This window comes from Edaphobacter aggregans DSM 19364 (assembly GCF_000745965.1).
GTDB lineage: Bacteria > Acidobacteriota > Terriglobia > Terriglobales > Acidobacteriaceae > Edaphobacter > Edaphobacter aggregans.
Genome location: NZ_JQKI01000001.1, coordinates 564,866 through 581,895, shown reverse-complemented (window position 1 = coordinate 581,895; position 17,030 = coordinate 564,866). Strand labels below are relative to the sequence as shown.

At 61.7% G+C, this 17,030-nt stretch carries 18 protein-coding genes; 8 read left to right on the top strand and 10 right to left on the bottom strand.

Annotated elements, in window-relative coordinates:
* Window positions 1–5: 5 nt before the first annotated feature.
* The 3 genes from Q363_RS02615 to Q363_RS02605 all read right to left on the bottom strand — a co-directional run bounded on the left by Q363_RS02615 (window position 6) and on the right by Q363_RS02605 (window position 3,241).
* Window positions 6–293 (bottom strand): DUF6496 domain-containing protein, encoded by a 288-nt coding sequence (locus Q363_RS02615; protein ID WP_035347552.1) that lies wholly within the window; start codon window positions 291–293, stop codon window positions 6–8.
* Window positions 294–368: 75 nt separating this feature from the next.
* A complete protein-coding gene (locus tag Q363_RS02610) occupies window positions 369–1,922 on the bottom strand; it encodes a hypothetical protein (RefSeq protein WP_035347550.1) in 1,554 nt (517 codons plus the stop codon).
* A gap of 110 nt (window positions 1,923–2,032) precedes the next feature.
* Window positions 2,033–3,241, bottom strand: coding sequence for a pyridoxal phosphate-dependent aminotransferase (locus Q363_RS02605; RefSeq protein ID WP_084079872.1), 1,209 nt, complete (start codon window positions 3,239–3,241; stop codon window positions 2,033–2,035).
* A 127-nt stretch (window positions 3,242–3,368) separates the two neighbouring features.
* Between Q363_RS02605 and Q363_RS02600 the strand changes: the two genes are divergently transcribed.
* Window positions 3,369–4,517 (top strand): beta propeller repeat protein, encoded by a 1,149-nt coding sequence (locus tag Q363_RS02600; protein ID WP_245631989.1) that lies wholly within the window; start codon window positions 3,369–3,371, stop codon window positions 4,515–4,517.
* 20 nt (window positions 4,518–4,537) lie between these two features.
* Here the strand turns inward: Q363_RS02600 and Q363_RS02595 are convergent, their stop codons facing one another.
* A complete protein-coding gene (locus Q363_RS02595) occupies window positions 4,538–5,065 on the bottom strand; it encodes a gamma carbonic anhydrase family protein (protein WP_035347546.1) in 528 nt (175 codons plus the stop codon).
* Window positions 5,066–5,586: 521 nt separating this feature from the next.
* Here Q363_RS02595 and rpsU point away from each other — a divergent pair.
* The 5 genes from rpsU (at window position 5,587) to Q363_RS02570 (ending at window position 8,491) form a co-directional block, all read left to right on the top strand.
* Complete coding sequence (rpsU, locus tag Q363_RS02590; RefSeq protein ID WP_014267628.1) at window positions 5,587–5,784, top strand: 30S ribosomal protein S21; 198 nt, start codon at window positions 5,587–5,589, stop codon at window positions 5,782–5,784.
* Between the two features lie 282 nt (window positions 5,785–6,066).
* The gene (locus Q363_RS02585; RefSeq protein ID WP_084079870.1) at window positions 6,067–6,519 is read left to right on the top strand and encodes a zinc-ribbon domain containing protein; all 453 of its coding nucleotides are present in this window, start codon (window positions 6,067–6,069) and stop codon (window positions 6,517–6,519) included.
* Window positions 6,520–6,565: 46 nt separating this feature from the next.
* Window positions 6,566–7,483 (top strand): MBL fold metallo-hydrolase, encoded by a 918-nt coding sequence (locus tag Q363_RS02580; RefSeq protein WP_035347544.1) that lies wholly within the window; start codon window positions 6,566–6,568, stop codon window positions 7,481–7,483.
* A gap of 90 nt (window positions 7,484–7,573) precedes the next feature.
* Window positions 7,574–7,843, top strand: coding sequence for a DUF2277 domain-containing protein (locus tag Q363_RS02575; RefSeq protein ID WP_035347543.1), 270 nt, complete (start codon window positions 7,574–7,576; stop codon window positions 7,841–7,843).
* A 129-nt stretch (window positions 7,844–7,972) separates the two neighbouring features.
* A complete protein-coding gene (locus tag Q363_RS02570) occupies window positions 7,973–8,491 on the top strand; it encodes a hypothetical protein (protein ID WP_035347541.1) in 519 nt (172 codons plus the stop codon).
* Window positions 8,492–8,561: 70 nt separating this feature from the next.
* Here Q363_RS02570 and rpmA read toward each other — a convergent pair whose 3' ends face one another.
* From rpmA to Q363_RS02555, 3 genes are all read right to left on the bottom strand, one after another.
* Window positions 8,562–8,825 (bottom strand): 50S ribosomal protein L27, encoded by a 264-nt coding sequence (gene rpmA / locus Q363_RS02565; RefSeq protein ID WP_035347539.1) that lies wholly within the window; start codon window positions 8,823–8,825, stop codon window positions 8,562–8,564.
* A gap of 74 nt (window positions 8,826–8,899) precedes the next feature.
* Window positions 8,900–9,220 carry a 50S ribosomal protein L21 gene (rplU, locus tag Q363_RS02560; protein WP_035347537.1) on the bottom strand — a complete coding sequence of 107 codons (321 nt, stop codon included), beginning with the start codon at window positions 9,218–9,220 and terminating at the stop codon, window positions 8,900–8,902.
* A gap of 394 nt (window positions 9,221–9,614) precedes the next feature.
* Window positions 9,615–10,928 carry a glycoside hydrolase family 18 protein gene (locus tag Q363_RS02555; protein WP_084079868.1) on the bottom strand — a complete coding sequence of 438 codons (1,314 nt, stop codon included), beginning with the start codon at window positions 10,926–10,928 and terminating at the stop codon, window positions 9,615–9,617.
* Between the two features lie 140 nt (window positions 10,929–11,068).
* On the opposite strand from Q363_RS02555, the gene gatB reads away from it, so the two are divergent.
* Window positions 11,069–12,559 carry an Asp-tRNA(Asn)/Glu-tRNA(Gln) amidotransferase subunit GatB gene (gene gatB, locus Q363_RS02550; RefSeq protein ID WP_035347536.1) on the top strand — a complete coding sequence of 497 codons (1,491 nt, stop codon included), beginning with the start codon at window positions 11,069–11,071 and terminating at the stop codon, window positions 12,557–12,559.
* Between the two features lie 3 nt (window positions 12,560–12,562).
* On the opposite strand, the gene Q363_RS02545 is transcribed toward gatB, so the two are convergent.
* From Q363_RS02545 to Q363_RS02535, 3 genes are read right to left on the bottom strand one after another with little or no spacing between them, the layout of a single operon-like run.
* A complete protein-coding gene (locus tag Q363_RS02545; RefSeq protein ID WP_035347535.1) occupies window positions 12,563–13,768 on the bottom strand; it encodes a glycosyltransferase in 1,206 nt (401 codons plus the stop codon).
* Between the two features lie 39 nt (window positions 13,769–13,807).
* Window positions 13,808–14,458: a LuxR C-terminal-related transcriptional regulator gene (locus tag Q363_RS02540; RefSeq protein ID WP_035347534.1), complete on the bottom strand. Its 651-nt coding sequence runs from the start codon at window positions 14,456–14,458 to the stop codon at window positions 13,808–13,810.
* Window positions 14,455–15,864 (bottom strand): sensor histidine kinase, encoded by a 1,410-nt coding sequence (locus tag Q363_RS02535; protein ID WP_211256104.1) that lies wholly within the window; start codon window positions 15,862–15,864, stop codon window positions 14,455–14,457. The genes Q363_RS02540 and Q363_RS02535 overlap by 4 nt, the downstream gene beginning before the upstream one ends.
* Before the next feature lie 208 nt (window positions 15,865–16,072).
* Here Q363_RS02535 and Q363_RS02530 point away from each other — a divergent pair, with 208 nt between their 5' ends.
* A complete protein-coding gene (locus Q363_RS02530; protein WP_035347532.1) occupies window positions 16,073–17,011 on the top strand; it encodes a bestrophin family protein in 939 nt (312 codons plus the stop codon).
* Window positions 17,012–17,030 lie beyond the last annotated feature (19 nt).

Here is a 17,030-nt window from a genome sequence, read left to right as displayed (position 1 = left end):
CAAATCTAGCTCTTTTTGGGCGGAGGAGGAACCTTCTTCCCCTCCTTGCGGGCCTCCGAGAGCCCGATTGCGATCGCCTGTTTGCGGCTCGTCACCTTCTTGCCGCTGCGTCCGCTCTTCAGCTTGCCGCGCTTCATCTCGTGCATCTCGCGCTCAACGTTCTTGCCCGCTGAAGGACTGTACTTTCGGCTCGACTTCTTCGCCGTCTTCTTCGACGGGGCTTTTTTGCTCGTGCTCTTCTTCGCAGCCTTCCTCTTGATTGCCTTCTTCGCGGTTGCCTTCTTCGTTGCCATAACTATCCTCCCACCAGATTCAGAAGGCACGAATCATCGCAGGAGTTGCATCACAACACGGCCATAAACCTCGCATCAGTGGGCAGCGCGTCTGCGCCTCCACAGCACGAGCCACGCAAGCAGCAGCACCGCCGCTGCTGCCAGTGCACGCAGGATCATCCTTCGCATCCACGTCGGCGTGCGCTCGAGCGAGCCATCGTCCCATGCCGCCTTCACCCGCGTCAGATCCTGCGCCAGCCCCGGAACCGTGATCGAATTGAAGTCGTCCGCCGGCAGCGAGCCGAAGATCCTCTCCGGCGCCGGCGCTCCGCCCTCGTAGTCCTTGGGAATCGCGGCCATCATCGCGTTCACCTCCGCATCGCGCGGATCGTCGAACAGCGCAATATCCGCCGTATTCGGAAACAGCGTGTCGTGTCCCGTCATCTTCTTCTCGATCGCCGCCACGCCATCCTGGCAGACGCCTAGCGGATAGTACCCGCCAAATGGAAGATCGGGCCGCCGCATATGCTGATGCAGAAACGCGACGACCATCTTCCCCACCAGCCGCGTCACCTCTATCGCATCCTTGTCGCGATACGTGTGCGCATGACGTCCCAGCACCCAGGCCTGGTCCTGTGTATCCATCGTGCGGAACTCGCTCTTGCCGTCAATCCCGAAGTACCAGCTCACATTCGCATTGATGCCGGGCTTATCTTTCGGAGCCCGGATCTCCCACTCATACTCCGCATGGCTCACCGGAACCAGCAGCGAGCGCTTCGTGCCAGGAATCGCAATCTGCGAGTCCATCCAGAACGGCATCATCACGTCCTCGGCTATATCGGAGCCACGGCGCGTGAAGTGGAAGTGCCCGAAGTTCGCAAAGTAGCGCGCGTCGTAGACCACCACGCTGTGCCCGCTCGCCATCAACGCCTCAATCAGCTGCTCCGGCGTCGCCGACTCGTGCCCGCCGATCTTCGCCTTCACCGCAGCCGCTCCACTCAGCGCATTCGCGCTCAGCCGGTTCAGCGCATCCGCCATGCGCTGGCTCTCCGCACGCATCGGCGCAAGCGTCGGATTCGGTCCATCGCCGCGCACCACGCCCGCGCCCATATCGCTCACGATCCCCTCCGTCGTGAACCCCGGCAGCGTCGAAGGCTTATCCAGATCCACCACCTCAGCCTTCTCTAGTGTGTAAGGACCCAGGTCGATGAACGGCTTCACGCGCTCCGTCGTGATCGTTCCCGTCTCCAGCGGAGGATGCTCGTCCCCTCCCTGATTCACGTTGGCGCTGTCGTCCTTCTTCGCGACGTAGCGCCCTGCGAGTTTCACCGTCGGGTTGATCCCCGCCAGCGTCCACCCTGGAAACCGGTCCAGCCCCTGCCAGTCCTTGCCCAGGATCAGCTCGCGAAGCTGGCTGATCAGCTTCGGCGACATCAGCGCCGGCCCTTGCTTGTCGCCACCCAGCCTCGCCAGCAGCCCATCGACAAATCCCGGCGTCGCCGACAGCTCGCGCATCATCCCGGCCAGCAGGATCGTATTCGGCGGCATTGGCTCTTCGGGAACCACGTAGGCCTGATCTCCCTTGCACCCAATCAGCGCCAACGATACTACCGCACTCCAAGCCACCGCCCGCACAGACGACACACGCATTCGCATCCGCCCATTAAACCCCAGGCAGTTCCGCACGCCTAACTTGTTTCGTCACGAATGAGCCGTCCCGAGCATGCACCGTCCCGGAACACGCGCATACAACGCCGACGCTACCGCAGCCCGCGCAGCCTCCGGCACGCCTCTTCCAGGTCTTCGTCCTTCTTCGCGAAGCAGAACCGCAGCAGGTCCTCGCCCTTTCCCGCGCGAAAGAACGCCGAGCCCGCCACTGCCGCCACGCCGGTCTTCTTCAGCAGCGACCGCGATCTCTCGGCCGCGTTTGTTCCCTCCAGCACGTGCTCCAGACCGGCCGTAGAAGCCAGCACGTAGTACGCTCCATCCGGAACATGCGGCGTCATGCCCGCGTCCTTGAGAGCGCTCAGGATCATCGTGCGCTTCACCTCGTGCTCCAGCGCCAGCCGCGCATAGAACGTCTGTCCCAGCTGCTCGATTCCATCCGCCACGCCATGCTGAAACGGCGAAGGCGCGCACACATACAGCAGGTCGTGGAAGTACCCGATCGCCCCAACCCACTTCGCGTCGGCGATCACATATCCAATCCTCCATCCTGTCACCGAGAAGGTCTTCGAGTAGCCCGACATCACAATCGTCCGCTCCCGCATCCCCTCGATCACCGCCGGCGAGACATGCTTCGCGTCGCCGTACACAAAGTGCTCGTAGATCTCGTCCGTCAGCACAAACAGGTCATGCTCACGAGCCACCTCGGCCAGCGCCTCCAGCTCCGCGCGCGTAAAGATCTTCCCCGCGGGATTCGACGGCGTATTTACCACGACTGCGCGCGTCTTCGGTGTAATCGCCGCACGCACGCGATCGACGTTCAGCTTCCAGTCCGGCCCTTCCAGCTCCACCGCGACGGGCACAACACGCAGCGAGCGGAGCGTCCCCACGTGATACCCGTAGAACGGCTCAAAGAGCAGAACCTCATCGCCTGGATCGAACAGCGCCATCGCGACCGCATGAAACGCGCCCGTCGCTCCGCTCGTCACCAGCACCTCGCGCTCGGGGTCGACCACCAGACCCTGCATCCGCTCCGTCTTCTCCGCGATCGCGCGCCTGAGCCGGGGAATCCCATCGAGGCGCGTATAGATGTTGTGCCCATCTCGGATCGCCTTGATCGCGCCCTCGGCCACAACGTCCGGAACCTCCGTGTCGCAGACACCCTGCGCGAGGTTCACGCCGCCGACGCGATCGCTCTCCACGGTCATGGCGCGAATCTCCGACTGCACCACACGAGGAGCCAGCTCGCTCAACCCAAGCCCACGTCCCTTCGCCGCCTCAGCCTGCACCATAGCGCCCTCCATCCAGAGTGCTTCTATCTTACGTCCGCCGGGGCCGAGGTCGTTCTTTACCGCACCACAAATGCTCGTCATTCTGCCCCTGAGCGAAGTCGAAGGGGAAGAACCCCCGCATTTTGCTCGCGCGCCACAAATGCAAGCGCCTGTTATCCTCACCCAAATGCGCCACGTACTCTTAGCCGCAACCCTCGCGATCCCCACCACCGCAAACGCGCAGTTCCAGATCCAGGACTCGCATACGACCGCGAGCCTCCGCGGAATCCACTCCATCGGCAACGGAGTCGCATGGGCCAGCGGAACCGAAGGCACGGTTCTCCGCACCACTGATGACGGCGCAACCTGGCAGCGCTGCACCACTCCTCCCGACGCCGAAAAACTGGACTTCCGCGGAATCCAGGCCTTCGACCAGAACACCGCCATCGTCATGTCCTCCGGCAAAGGTGACCTCTCTCGCCTCTACAAAACTACCGATGGCTGCAAAACATGGAAGCTTGTCTTCACCAACCCGGACAAAGAAGGCTTCTGGGACGCTATTCAGTTTAGTAGCCGTGATAACGGAGTGCTGCTTGGTGATCCCGTCGATAACATTTTTGTCATAATGATTACTTTCGACGGCGGCTTGAAATGGGAGAGGCAAACGCTGAGAGCCACTGAAGATATCAACGGAGAGAGTGTCTTTGCGGCAAGTAACTCCAGTCTATTGCTGACGCACTACGCCGGATATCGAAGGTTCTGCACAGGCGGGCGCGGCGGTCCGCGTCTTATTTCATTCGTAGCTAGCCTCTCCAATGACACTCCCAACTATGAACCCGATAACTTCAAGCTTCATTACTTCCGCGGCCTAAACGCAGAGCGGTTTCAAACAAAAACTCCATCATTTGAATCTAGCGGCTGTTTTTCAATCGCAAGCGATGATCGGTTCGGCACGACTGTAGCTGTTGGAGGTAACTATCAGCAGCCAAACGATCGTGACGATACAGCATGGACAACTGCTTCTATGAGTCTGCGGGCGTCAGATTGGTCTATTTTTCATCCGGCCCAAACCCCACCGCACGGGTACCGCAGCGCCGTAGCCTACGACTCCACCAGCAAAACCTGGATCACCGTAGGTCCCAACGGAACCGACATCTCCCGCGACGACGGCCGCAACTGGACCGCGCTCAAACCTGGCGTACAGGACGCGCCCGACGCCGACAAGAACTGGAATGCTCTCTCGCTGCCCTTCGTCGTCGGTCCCAAAGGCCGCATCGGCAAGCTCCGTCCCGAAGCCCTCAAACCGTGAGCGGCTCAGGGTAATGTCGGCTAGCCGACATAGTCGGCCATCTCCCGTAAATAGATCTCCGTGTAGTCCAGATAATTCTGTGCGTACTTCAGGATCATCTTCCGGTCTTCGTCACCGAGCGTTTTTCTGATCTTGCCCGGAACGCCTGCGACGAGGGAGTTCGGCGGAATCACCATCTGCTCCGGAATGACTGCGCCCGCGGCGATGATCGAGCCCTCGCCTACGCGGGCGTTATTCAGGATCACCGCGCCAATTCCGACCAGCACAGCGTCCTCAAGCACACATCCGTGAACGGTGGCGTTGTGCCCGATCGTGACCATCTCGCCGACGATCACCGGATAGAGATTCCGCATTCCGTGCAGCACGGCGCAGTCCTGAACGTTCGACCTCGCGCCCAGGCGGATCGCGTTCACGTCTCCGCGCAGCACGGCGTTCATCCAGACGCTCGAGTGCTCGCCCAGCTCGACATCGCCGATCAGCTGTGCCGACGGATCGACGTAGCAGCTCTCGCGTACCAACGGCGTCTTGCCCTGATAACTCCTGATCATTCCCCGATTCTAAGCCCTGCTCTCCGGGTGCTTTCGGATCCGGCTTCCCACCGCTTCGACGCCACGCCCTCACGGGCCGCGCCCAGCGTCCAGAAGCTCGTCGCCGTGACCGAAGGAAAGTCTAAGGAAAATCTCAGTAGTTCCCCAAGAGACCCTCCCCCCCGGGGGTGTGTTTCGCTAAATTATCTACTTTCAATGTTTTATGCGTTTCCAACAGGATAAAGTATTGAAAGCAGAGGAGTTACAGGTAAAAATCTTGATTCGGAAAGACTTATCGGGGCAGCTATCCCATGACCGGCTAAGCTGGCCTAAATTTTCCCCACTGATTTAAGTATAGCAATTTCAAGTAATTAATCGGCACTTTTATGTTGCTGATAATAGGATAGTTGCACGATTTTGCTCTTGACAAAGGATTGTTGGGTGATTCTCGTGCAATTTTTCTTCCACCCGCAGCCAACCCCGCGCAAGTGGGAGTATTCTGATAGATATCCCTCTCAGGGAATGTTTGGAGGTGTTTTTTCTTGGCAGAGGTTCGAGTTCAGGAAGGCGAACCCCTTGAGAATGCTCTGCGCCGTTTCAAGCGCAAGGTGCAGACCGAAGACATCATCAAGGAAGTAAAGCGTCATTCCTTTTATCTGAAGCCGGGCGAAAAGAAGCGTGTAAAAGAAGCGCTCGCCCGCAAGCGCAATCGCAAGAAGGTCCGTAAGGAGCAGGACTAAAATCACAGCTCCAAACCAGGAGCGGCCATCTCTCCGACACGCATCGAGAGGTGGCCGCACAAAGCCAGCGACGGACTCCCGCTGTCGGCTGGCAGGTGGCGAACCTGAAGAGCAGGTTCGGCTTCGCCGCAGGTTGTCGTGAACCACTCCGCCTTGAAAGCGGCCCGGGCCCCCATTTAACAATCCGAGAAGCACAAACCTCGACAGGTTGATCGCTCGACAGGATAACGACGAACTGCTGAGCGCCCCAGCCTGTCCCGCAGAGACACGGGAGAAGCGGCTATGGAATTTGTGGATCGTCTATTGACCTGCGCAGACTGTGGTGGAGAGTTCATCTTTACCGCCGGAGAACAACTCTTCTTCTTCGATAAGCAATTCAAGAACGACCCGAAGCGCTGCAAGCCCTGCAAGTCGAAGCGCGCCGGAACGGCTGCTCGTGCCGCGGGCGCAGGACCTGCGGCGGCCGGCATCTCGCGCACCGAGACCAGGACCACCTGCTCGGAGTGCGGCATCGAGACCACCGTCCCCTTCAAGCCGACGCAGGGTCGGCCGGTTCTCTGCCGGGCCTGCTTCCAGGGCAAGCGTGTTGCTGTCCCCGAAGGGATGGCCGCGACGACCGCGCTGGTTCCCACGGAAACCGGGACGACCGCGCTGGCCGCCATGGCGTCAGCAGCCGATCTCCCGCCCATTACCCCGGGGATCATGAACGCTGCCGTTCGCGCGCAGCAGGTCTGACTCCAGCGGTTCGCCGTCGTCTCCTGCTCCGAGTAGGATGAGGAGGATGACGGATCGCCTCTTGATTGCTCCTCCTGAAGCTGCCGATTTGGTGCGCGCACGCACCGGGCTCGGCAGCTTCGAGCTGACTATCTGCACGGATGGAACCTACCGACTGGACGGCGGAGCGATGTTCGGCGTCGTCCCCAAGACGCTGTGGCAGAAGCGCGCCCCGGCGGACGAGCAGAACCGCATCCTGCTCGGACTGAACACGGTCGTCGTCCGCACCGGCCGGCACGTGGTGGTCATCGAGACAGGTATCGGCAACAAGCAGAACGAGAAGATGCGCGAGGTCCACCAGAATCAGGAGCTGCTGCCGCAGTCGCTCGCCGCCGCTGGAGTGCGGCCCGAGGAGGTCGACGTCGTCATCAACACGCACCTGCACTTCGACCACTGCGGCTGGAACACGACGCTCCACTCGGACGGCTCGGTGACGCCGACCTTCCCCAATGCGCGCTACTTCGCCCACCGGGGCGAGGTGGAGCACGGACACATGCAGTACGAACGCGACCGCGTCAGCTATTTGTCGCCCAACTACGATCCCCTGATCGAGAACGGCCAGATGACGCTGCTGACGACGGAAGGCATCGCGCAAAATCCGGAGATCGTGCCGGGCATCTCGGTCGAACTCTTCCCCGGGCACACGCGCCAGCTGATAGGGGTGCACATCGAGGCACGATCGCACGGCGGGGCGGCTGAGCACGCCTGCTACATCTCGGACCTGATCCCCACGACGGCGCACCTGGATCCGCCGTGGGTGATGGGGTACGACCTCGATCCGCTGGAGTCGATTGCGCAGCGCAAGCGCTTCTATCAGCGCGCGATTCCGGAGAGGTGGCTGGTTCTCTTCACGCACGACCACCAGACGCCGATGGCGCGGATCGAGCTAAACGACAAGGGGAAGCCGGTCGCCACAAGAGTGTGACCAGCGGCCGTGCGGTTCCGGATGTCGTGGATTAGAGTGAGAGAGCTGGTTTCGCAGCGCTCGTGAGATTGCACGTTGAGGTTCAGTCGAATGTGCCGAAACATCAGAATGCTCTTTAACTTCGATCCTCCGGTGACGGAGACGGAGGTTCGCAACGCCTCGTTGCAGTTTGTGAGGAAGATCAGCGGCTTCAACAAGCCTTCGAAGGCAAACGAAGCGGCGTTTGCGGCGGCCGTCGATGAGATTGCGGCAGTCTCGATGAAGCTGCTGACGTTACTGGAGACGACTGCGCCGCCAAAGAACCGCGAGGAAGAGGCCGCGAAGGCGAAGGCTCGCAGCGCCCTGCGGTATCAGAGCTAAGGCCGGATGATCAAGAAAGAAGGCTTCGGTAGACCTCTCGACGCAGTTGCAGTAGAATCCGTGGACACCACCGTCTGCGCAGTATGGCCCCTCGATTGCAATAGATCCGAACCATAAGGAGCGTTTTTAATGAAGAAGCCTCTACTAGCAGCGTTCGTATTTAGCGGGGTCGTAATGGCGGCCCATATCCCGGCGATGGCACAGGACGCCGCACAACAACCGGCGCAGAGCCAGAACACCCAGGCCACCGTCGATCAGAACATCGAGCTGATGCGAAAAGATATCCGTTCGCAGAAGAAGCAGCTGATCGCGGCCAATGTGCCGCTCACCGACGCCGAAGCGCAGGTGTTCTGGCCCGTGTACGACCAGTACACTGCCGATCTGACAAAGATCCATGATGGAAGAGTCGCTCTGATCAAGGAATACGCCCAGGGCTACGATACGATGACCGACGCCCAGGCAGATAACTGGATCAGCCGTGTCCTGAAGATGGACGCAGATGCAGCAGCTCTGCGGATGAAGTACCAGCCCAGCTTCCGCAAGATCCTGCCGGCGAAGAAAGCCGCTCTTTATGAGCAGGTGGAGCGTCAGGCGCAGATGATGATTGACACGCAGCTCGCCATACAGGTTCCGCTGGTCCAGCCATAGCGGACGATACGGCAAAACGAAGAGCCCTGCCAAAGCAGGGCTCTTCGTTTTTGCATTGATGCGATCGAGGTTACGCGATCGCGATGGGCTCGATCGAGACGAAGCGGCCGTGCTGGCCGCGATCCTGGAACTTGACCACGCCGTCGACCTTGGCGAAGAGGGTGTCGTCCTTGCCGCGGCCGACGTTGGCGCCGGGCTTCAGCGGGGTTCCGCGCTGCCGAACCAGGATGGAGCCGCCGGTGACGGTCTGGCCGCCGAAGCGCTTTACGCCGAGTCGCTGCGCGTTTGAGTCGCGGCCGTTTTTGGAAGAACCTAAACCTTTTTTATGTGCCATTTCGATTGCCTCGTTTTCGCGCCGCCGCTTATGCGTTGCGCTTGAAATCTAAAATCTGAACCTGTGCGCCGCGCTTACTTCAGCGACCGGCCGTTGACCAGAATGTCGTTGATCTTGACCTCGACGAAGTTCTGGCGGTGACCCTGCATCTTCTTGTACTGCTTCTTGCGCTTCAGCTTGAAGACGAGAATCTTGTCGCCGCGGCCCTCGCCAACGACCGACGCCGTGACCTTGGCGCCCGAGAGATCGCTCTCGAACTTGCCCTCGGAGCCGGAGACGGCGAGGACGTCGGAGAACTCAACCGAGCCGTCCTGATGGGCGGTGGTCTCGATCTTCAGGGTGTCGCCGGGAGCGACCTTATACTGCTTGCCGCCGGTGCGGATAACTGCGTACATGGCTCTAAAACCTCTAGCGTGCGCTATGGAGCGCTGACCGCTTCCTTCATGAATTGTGCTGCATAGGGGCGCAACAAGAGCGGTGTTCAGGCCGGTCAAAACAGGACTGCTCATCGGCTCGGCCCGGAGTCCCTGATGGGAGACACACTGGCTGCAGCGCCAAACTTAATGAGTTTACCGTGTTTTTGGGTTCAGGGTCAACGATTCGCCTCCTGGAGAATGGGAAACAGACGATTTGCATAGGCCACCCAAAAAACTGGACGGCCATATGTCACTGAGAATCAGCGAGATATGCTGCTCCTGGCCGGGCGTTGTTCGCCACCTGTTCGTAGATATCCTGTGCGCTCGGGCGCGCGAAGGCGGCGTAACGTAAATCGCTGCGTTGACTTTCTTTTCAGTCTGGCGATGATGCGCCGGTTGATGCAGGGGCCGACGCAGGGCGGCTCACTGGCAGCGCGACTGTTCGCGGCGGAGTATCAGCAACGACAGGAAGTTCGATAGGAGTGCGTGGTCTATTCAGCGCCTTGTGCGCCGCTTGCAGCAGTACGGAGGAGTCATCGTCGCCAAGCTGCCAGATCATGAGGCCACCGAGGCCGGCGTCTCGCGCATAGCTGGCCTTGAAGCCGACCGACACAGGATCGTCGTAGGTCCAGAAGGCGTCGCCGTCAAAGAGCCACGGCGCCTGCGAGACCTTGTCGCGGTAGACGGTGGAGCTGCCGATGATGCTCTGGATGTAGCGGTAGGGCCGATCGCCGTGAATTCCCTGCCCTTCCTGAAAGAGGCCGTCGGCGTCCTCCGGCACCTGGTGCCAACCGTAGGCATAGAAGGGCACGCCCATCAGCAGCTTCGACGTGGGCACTCCGGCCTGATGCCATGAGGCGATGGAGCGTTCGACGGTGCCGCCGCGGAACTCTGGCGTTGCCGAGAGCGGAGCAAGGAGGCCCGTGGTTCCGCTCCAGGGACCGATGAAGTCGTAGGTCATCACGCCGACCTGATCGACCAGCCCAGCGACAGCCGCGGTGTCGACCCCGCCATACATGTGCGGCGTGTGTCCGACCGCAATCGTGAGCCGAAGACCCGGACGAACAGCGTCCATCTGGCGGCGAAACTCATTGAGCAGCTCGATGAAGTTCTCGGCATCGGCGTCGTGCGGGTACTCCCAATCGACGTCGATGCCATCGAACAGGCGCGGAGCCTTGATGCCCGGGGCGAGATTTCCTTTGATGAAGATGTCGATGCACGAGGCGACGAAGGCCTTGCGGTTCTCGGGCTGCGCATCGTTCGCGAAGTCCGCGGCGCGCCCTTCGAGCGAGATGAGTACGCGAAGGTGCGGATACCTGCGCTTGAGCAGCTGAACCTGATGCATGTAGCCGCGAAAGGGTCTTGATGGCGAGTCCGCGACACCGTTGACGCTCTGCTTCGCGGTAAAGCGGAAGTTCAGGTCGGCATTGGGATCGGCAACCGAACAGCGGCCGTTGGTGACGAAGCCCTGGGCGTAGTTGATCTGGTCGACGAGCGGCGCCTTGCCGCCGGGCGAGATGAGGTCCTTCACAAGGTACGGCTCGTCGTCGTAGAGCGCCCACTGTGGAAAGTACCCAACGAGCGTGGGACGAGGAGCAGACGAGGTCTTGCTCTGTGCGTGGGACGGCGGAGCACCGTACGCCGCGAGGAAAAGAAGCGCGAGGCAGAGTCTCAGCAAACGTCCCATGCATTTGAGAGACGCCGCACAGTCGTTTTGGATGCCCGGCTCCGCTGGTTTCCCGCGGGATTTCGCCGTGCTGCAATAATGCGCTGCGTTTTTCAACGAGGCGAAATCCGATTGCCCGGCTTGGTAGAATCGACGTAAATATGTCGACCGCCACTGCGCTCTCGCCGGAGATTCTTGCCAAGTACCAGCCCGTCATCGGGCTTGAGGTTCACGTCCAGCTCCTTACGGAGTCGAAGGCTTTCTGCGGCTGCGTGAACCAGTACGGTGGCGAGCCGAACACGCACGTCTGCCCGACGTGCCTCGGGCTTCCCGGCGCTCTGCCGGTGCTGAACCGCAAGGCGGTCGAGTACGCCGTGCTCGCGGCGAAGGCGATTAACTGCGAGATTCGCGAGACCAGCATCTTCGCGCGCAAGAATTACTTCTACCCGGACTCGCCCAAGGGCTACCAGATCTCGCAGTTCGACAAGCCGATCGCCGAGCACGGCTGGATAGAGGTTTCCGCCTTCGACGAGAGCGGCGCGCCCATCACCAAGCGCATCGGCGTCACGCGCCTGCACATGGAAGAGGACGCGGGCAAGAGCATCCATGACGGCTTTGCGGACTCCATCAATCGCACCTACATCGACCTGAACCGCTGCGGCACGCCGCTGGTCGAGATCGTTTCCGAGCCCGACCTGCGCACTGCCGACGAGGTCTTCGAGTACCTCACGCGGCTCAAGGAGATATTGCTCTACACCGGCGTCAGCGACTGCAACATGGAAGAGGGTTCGCTGCGTTGTGACGCGAATGTGAGCGTGATGCTCAAAGGCGCGAAGCAGTTTGGAACCAAGGCCGAGGTGAAGAACGTCAACAGCTTCCGCTTCATCCGCGCCGCGGTGGAGTACGAGATCGAGCGTCAGATCGGGGTCCTCGAAGAGGGCGGCCGCGTCGTGCAGGAGTCGCGCCTGTGGAACTCGAGCGAGGGGCGGACGTACTCGATGCGCTCGAAGGAGCAGGCGCATGACTACCGCTACTTCCCGGAGCCCGATCTTCCGCCGCTCGTCGTGGGCGCGGAGTGGCAGGCCGAGATCATCAAGATGCTGCCCGAGCTTCCTGAGACGCGCCGGGCACGCATGATCGCCGACTATGGGCTGAACGAGCAGGACGCAGCGACCATCACGGCGACGCGCGACTTCGCCGACCGCTTCGAGACGGCAGCGAAGAAGGCGAAGTCGCCGAAGCGCGTGGCGTCGATCCTGCTCTCTGAGATCACGATGCGCCTCCGTGCTGCGGAGTTGAGCGACCATCAGTCGCCTGTCTCGCTCGACGGCATCGTCATGGCTGCGGACCTGATGGAGGACGGAACCATCAGCTCGAAGCAGCTGAAGCAGCTGCTCGATGCAAGCTTCGCCGAGAGCAAGGACTTCCCCGAGATCTACGAGCGCGACAAGCCGCAGCAGATCTCCGACGCCGGAGCGATTGAGAAGATGATCGACGAGGTCATCGCTGCAAATCCGAAGCAGGTGGAGCAGTATCGCGGCGGCAAGAAGACCGTCGCCGCCTTCTTCGTGGGCCAGGTGATGCGGCTGTCGAAGGGACAGGCGAACCCTGCTCTGCTGAACGAGCTGGTGACGAAGAAGCTCGACGCCTGAGCCTCACGCACCGGCTGCCAAAGCCGGTTCCGTGCCGAACTGCGGCGGAAGCGCGTCGCGATAACCCTCGTAGACTCGCGTAAAGACAGCATCCCAGCTACATGTCAGCGCGTAGGCGCGCGCGGCGGCGCGCATCTGCGTAAGACGATCTCGATCCCGTGCCAGCGTCGCGATCACCGAAGCAAAGCCTGCATCGGGCGCGATGAAGCCTGTCTCGCCCTCGCGGACGATGTACTTTGGTCCGCCCGAGGGGGTGACCACTGCGGGGACGCCGCTCGAGAGCGCCTCGAGGACGACGTTGCCGAAGGTATCGGTGTGCGAGGGGAAGACGAGCAGGTCCATGTTGGCGTAGGCCTGGGCGAGCGTCGCGCCGCGCAGCACTCCGGCGAAGTCAGCGCGGGTGAGTGAGGCGCGCAGCGCGGCCTCTTCGCTGCCATGGCCGACGATGAGGAAGCGGAAGTCCATGATGCCCAGGGCGAGCAGCTCGCGCGCGATCTTCGCGAGAAGCGAAACGTTTTTCTCAACAGAGAGCCGGCCGACGTAGCCGAGCACCAGCGTGTGGTTGTCGTCGGCGCGCGTGCGGTGTTGCGGTGAAAACTGCGCGGTGTCGACGCCGCGCTGCATCAGGTGGCAGGGCCGTCCCGTGGTGCGCTCGAGCATCGTGCACAGCTCCTGGTTGGGCGCGAAGAGAACGCGGGCCAGCGAGTAGAAGCGCGAGGTCGCCCAGAGCGCGCCATCCTCGACGCTCTGGGCGAGCGTGGCGGCAGATCGCGCTGCGAGGTGCCGCGTGAGCCAGTCGAGGCGGCGGGCAGCGTACTCGTGAACGTTGGTGTGCCACGAGGCCGCCAGAGGAACGCCCTGCCGCCAGGCAAAGTAGGCGCCGAATATCCCCAGCTCGCTGGGGCCGGTGATGTGAATCAGGTCGGGCCGGAAGCGCGCAAGCTCGCGCTCGATGCCGTTGGCGTGGCGCCAGAAGAGCGGGTCGAAGTCGAGGTCCTTCTCCATGCGGATGGAGACGCGGGAGCGGCGAAGCTCAAGCGTGCCAAGCTGCTCGGTCTGCTCAAACGTCTGCACGCGCGTTCCGGCGCGGACGCAGAGAAACGGCAGGCCATGGCGCTGGGCGTAGGCGACGAAGTTGCGGCTGGTATGCGCGACGCCGTTGACTTCGTGGAAGGAGTCGGGCAGGTAGGCGACGCGCGGCGCGGTCATGGCAACTACTTTACTTGAGGCTGTGGTGTCTGCAATGGGTCAAATTTCATCGCGGTATTTTTCGATGGCGAGCAGGACGAGCTGCGAGCGGGTGCGCACACCGGTCTTCGAGAAGAGCTGCTGGAGAGTTGCTTTGACGGCGCTCTCGGAGACGCCGAACTCGGCGGCTATTTCTTTGTTGGCCTTGCCTTGCAGGAGGAGGCGCATGGTGGAGCGCTCGCGCTCGGTGAAGCGCGGGAGCTCGGGTGGCTGTCCGGCGGCGACGATGGCCTGCAGGTACTCCTGATCGATAAGGACGCGACCGGCGGCGACTTCGAAGATTGCGCGGTGGAGGTCTTCTGGCGTGTTCTGCTTGTGGAAGATTCCCGAGATTCCCATACGGATGAGGCGAAGGGCGTCGGCGTCGGGAAGGCCGGCGGTGACAAGCAGCACGCGGCCCGTGAATCCTCGCTCACGAAGCGCGCCCATGAACTGCGTCGCGGTCTCGCTGCCGAGATCGTAGTCCAGGCTGAGGAGGTCAGGGGCGGTGGAGAGGATCTCGCTGAGCGCGGCGGAGGGATTGCCGCTCTGGCCGACCACTTCAAGGGCGGGGTCAGCCGCGAGCAGGCGCAGTAGGCCCTCACGGAAGAGCGCGTGGTCGTCGAGCAGATACATTCGGACCGGAGTTGTGGCGGTGTTTAGTGAGCTCATGAGGGCACGCTCACTTCATCGTCGACATCGGCGGTGGCGAGTCGAAGCACGACCTCGAAGCAGCCACCGTCTTCAACGAGGACGTAGCGCAGGTCGCCGCCGAAGCTTTTGGCCATGGCGCGGGAGACGTAGAGGCCGAGGCCGGAGCCGCCGCTGTCGTGGCCGGGACGAAAGGCCTGGAAGAGTATGGATGGATTGCGGACGCCGTGGCCGGTGTCGGAGATGCGGACAACGGCGAAGGCATCTTCAACGCGGGGCTCAACGATGAGTTGCCTTCGGTCGGAGTGCTCGACGGCCCGGAGGGCGTTCTGCGAGAGGTTGAGCATGATCTGCAGGAGGCCGTGGCGGTCGGCCTGGACGAGCGGGAAGAAGGGATCGATACGCCAGACGACCTCGCCGCCAGCTTCGCGCCAGTCCTGTCCGATGATGACGCGAAGCTCGTCGGCGAGATCGGCGAGGTCGACGGGAGCGAGCTGGGCGCGGCTCTGGTTGCGCAGGTCGAAGGTGGAGATGTGTCCGAGGCCGGAGACAAGCTTGCGCATGGCTTCGAAGTCATCGTCGCCGGCGAGGCTGGTGTGCTTTTCGAGATTCTGCTGAACGACGGCGATGGCGGCGCAGAGGTTACGGATCTCGTGGGAGACGGCTCCCGCGAAGACGCGGTTCTGGTGCACGAGGTCTTCATAGTGTGCCTGCTCGCGCTCGCGGACCTCGTCGGAGATGTCGACGACAATTGCGGCAAGGCGGCGGCCTTCTCCCTTGCCATAGATGGAAAACCAGGTCGCCGCGGGAAAGTGCGAGTTGTCGGCGCGCCGGGCCCAGGTGTGGGCCTGGGTGCGGATACCGCTGATCTCTTCGGGCAGGCGAAGGGCATCATCGAACATCGGCACAAGATCGCGTACCTGTCTGCCGGTGAGACCTGAGCCATTGGCGGCAAAGATCTCTTCCGCCGCGGCGTTGGCGGCGAGGATCTCTCCCAGCGCGCCTACGGTCAGGATTGCGGCGGGGCTGCTCTCGGCGAGTTGGCGAAGCTGCTCTTGAGCGTTGCGGCGCAGCGACTGTTCGAAGCGGAGGCGAGCGTAGTGGGCGAGCATGACGCGGCGCGATTCCGTGACCTGGTAGATGAGCAGACCGCAGCCGGTGTAGGCGATGGTGGCCATCACGAAGCGGAGCGTGTGTTCCAGCTGGGTCTCGTCGGCCGTGAAGAGGCCGCGGGTGTATGCGCAGAAGACGGCGGCAACTACGATTTGCGGACGTGTGAGCACGGAGCCGGCGATCATGACCGGGAAGACGTAGAGGATTCCGAGTGAGAAGTCGAAGTCGTAGCGCCACTCCAGCAAGACGAGGATCGCGACGATGGAGATACCAAGGAGCAGCATCCGGGGCTTGCTCGCCGTTAGTTTGCGCACGCGATTGCTCAAACGTATGCGGCGTCTTCGTCGGCGTGCTTCGGGTGTGGGCATCCTTACTACATTAGACGCAAAGCTATCGCAAGGCGCCACGAATGGCCGAAAGATAGGCTGCGCGATGTCGTTCGGTCATCGCCAAAGACAATCTGCAAGATAGGACGCGATTGCGGGGGATTGCCGCTCTAATCGCCATGGAGGGATTGAGAGCATGATCGTCCGCGACCGCATACCGCTGAAACGAATCTGGCCCTATGCGTGGAAGCGGCTACTGATCCTGCTGGTGTTCGACTGCACGATTGCAGTGATCTACTCGGTCTTTCACCATCAGTGGATCTCGTTGAACGGGCTGCCGATCGCTCCGCTGGCTTCGGCTCTGACGATCTTTCTCGCCTTTCGGACGAATGCTGCTTATGCGCGATGGTGGGAGGCGCGGAGTCTGTGGGGCTCGCTGATCAACACCTCGCGCTCGCTGGCGCGGCAGTTCCTGACGATGATCGAAGACGAGCCTGCGGTTGAGGGCAGGGTGTCCATCCGGCAGCAGCTGGTGCTGAACCAGATCGCCTTTGCGCATGCGCTGCGTTGCCATCTGCGGAGGCAAACTCCGTTTCCTGAGCTGGTGTGCGTGCTGGGAGAGGAGGCTACGGCTCGTCTGCGCAGCTACGCGAATGTTCCCGCAGCGATCCTGATGACGATGGGCAACCTTCTGCGCGAGGCGCACCAGAAGACGCTGCTCGATACGTTTCGGTGGACTGCGATCGATGAGAACCTCAATGCGCTCGCGAATATCCAGGGCGCGTGCGAGCGCATCAAGAACACCCCGCTGCCGCGGCAATTCGACTATCTTCCGCGCGTGCTGGTGGATGTCTTCTGCTGGCTGCTTCCGCTGGCCGTTGTGGAGGACCTGGGGTTGATGACCCCGCTGGCTTCGACGCTGATCTCATTCACGTTTATCGCGGCCGATCTGATGAGCCGCGAGATTGCGAATCCGTTCGACAACACGATTCACGACACGCCGATGACCGCGCTCTCAAGGACGATCGAGCTGAACCTTCGCGAGCAGATGCAGTTCGACGAGCGGCCGCTGCCACAGCCGGTTCCGTGGCCGCGGCTGCGCGATGTGCAGCCGGTCGACGGCTTTGTATTTTGACTTTTCCAACAGGAGATAT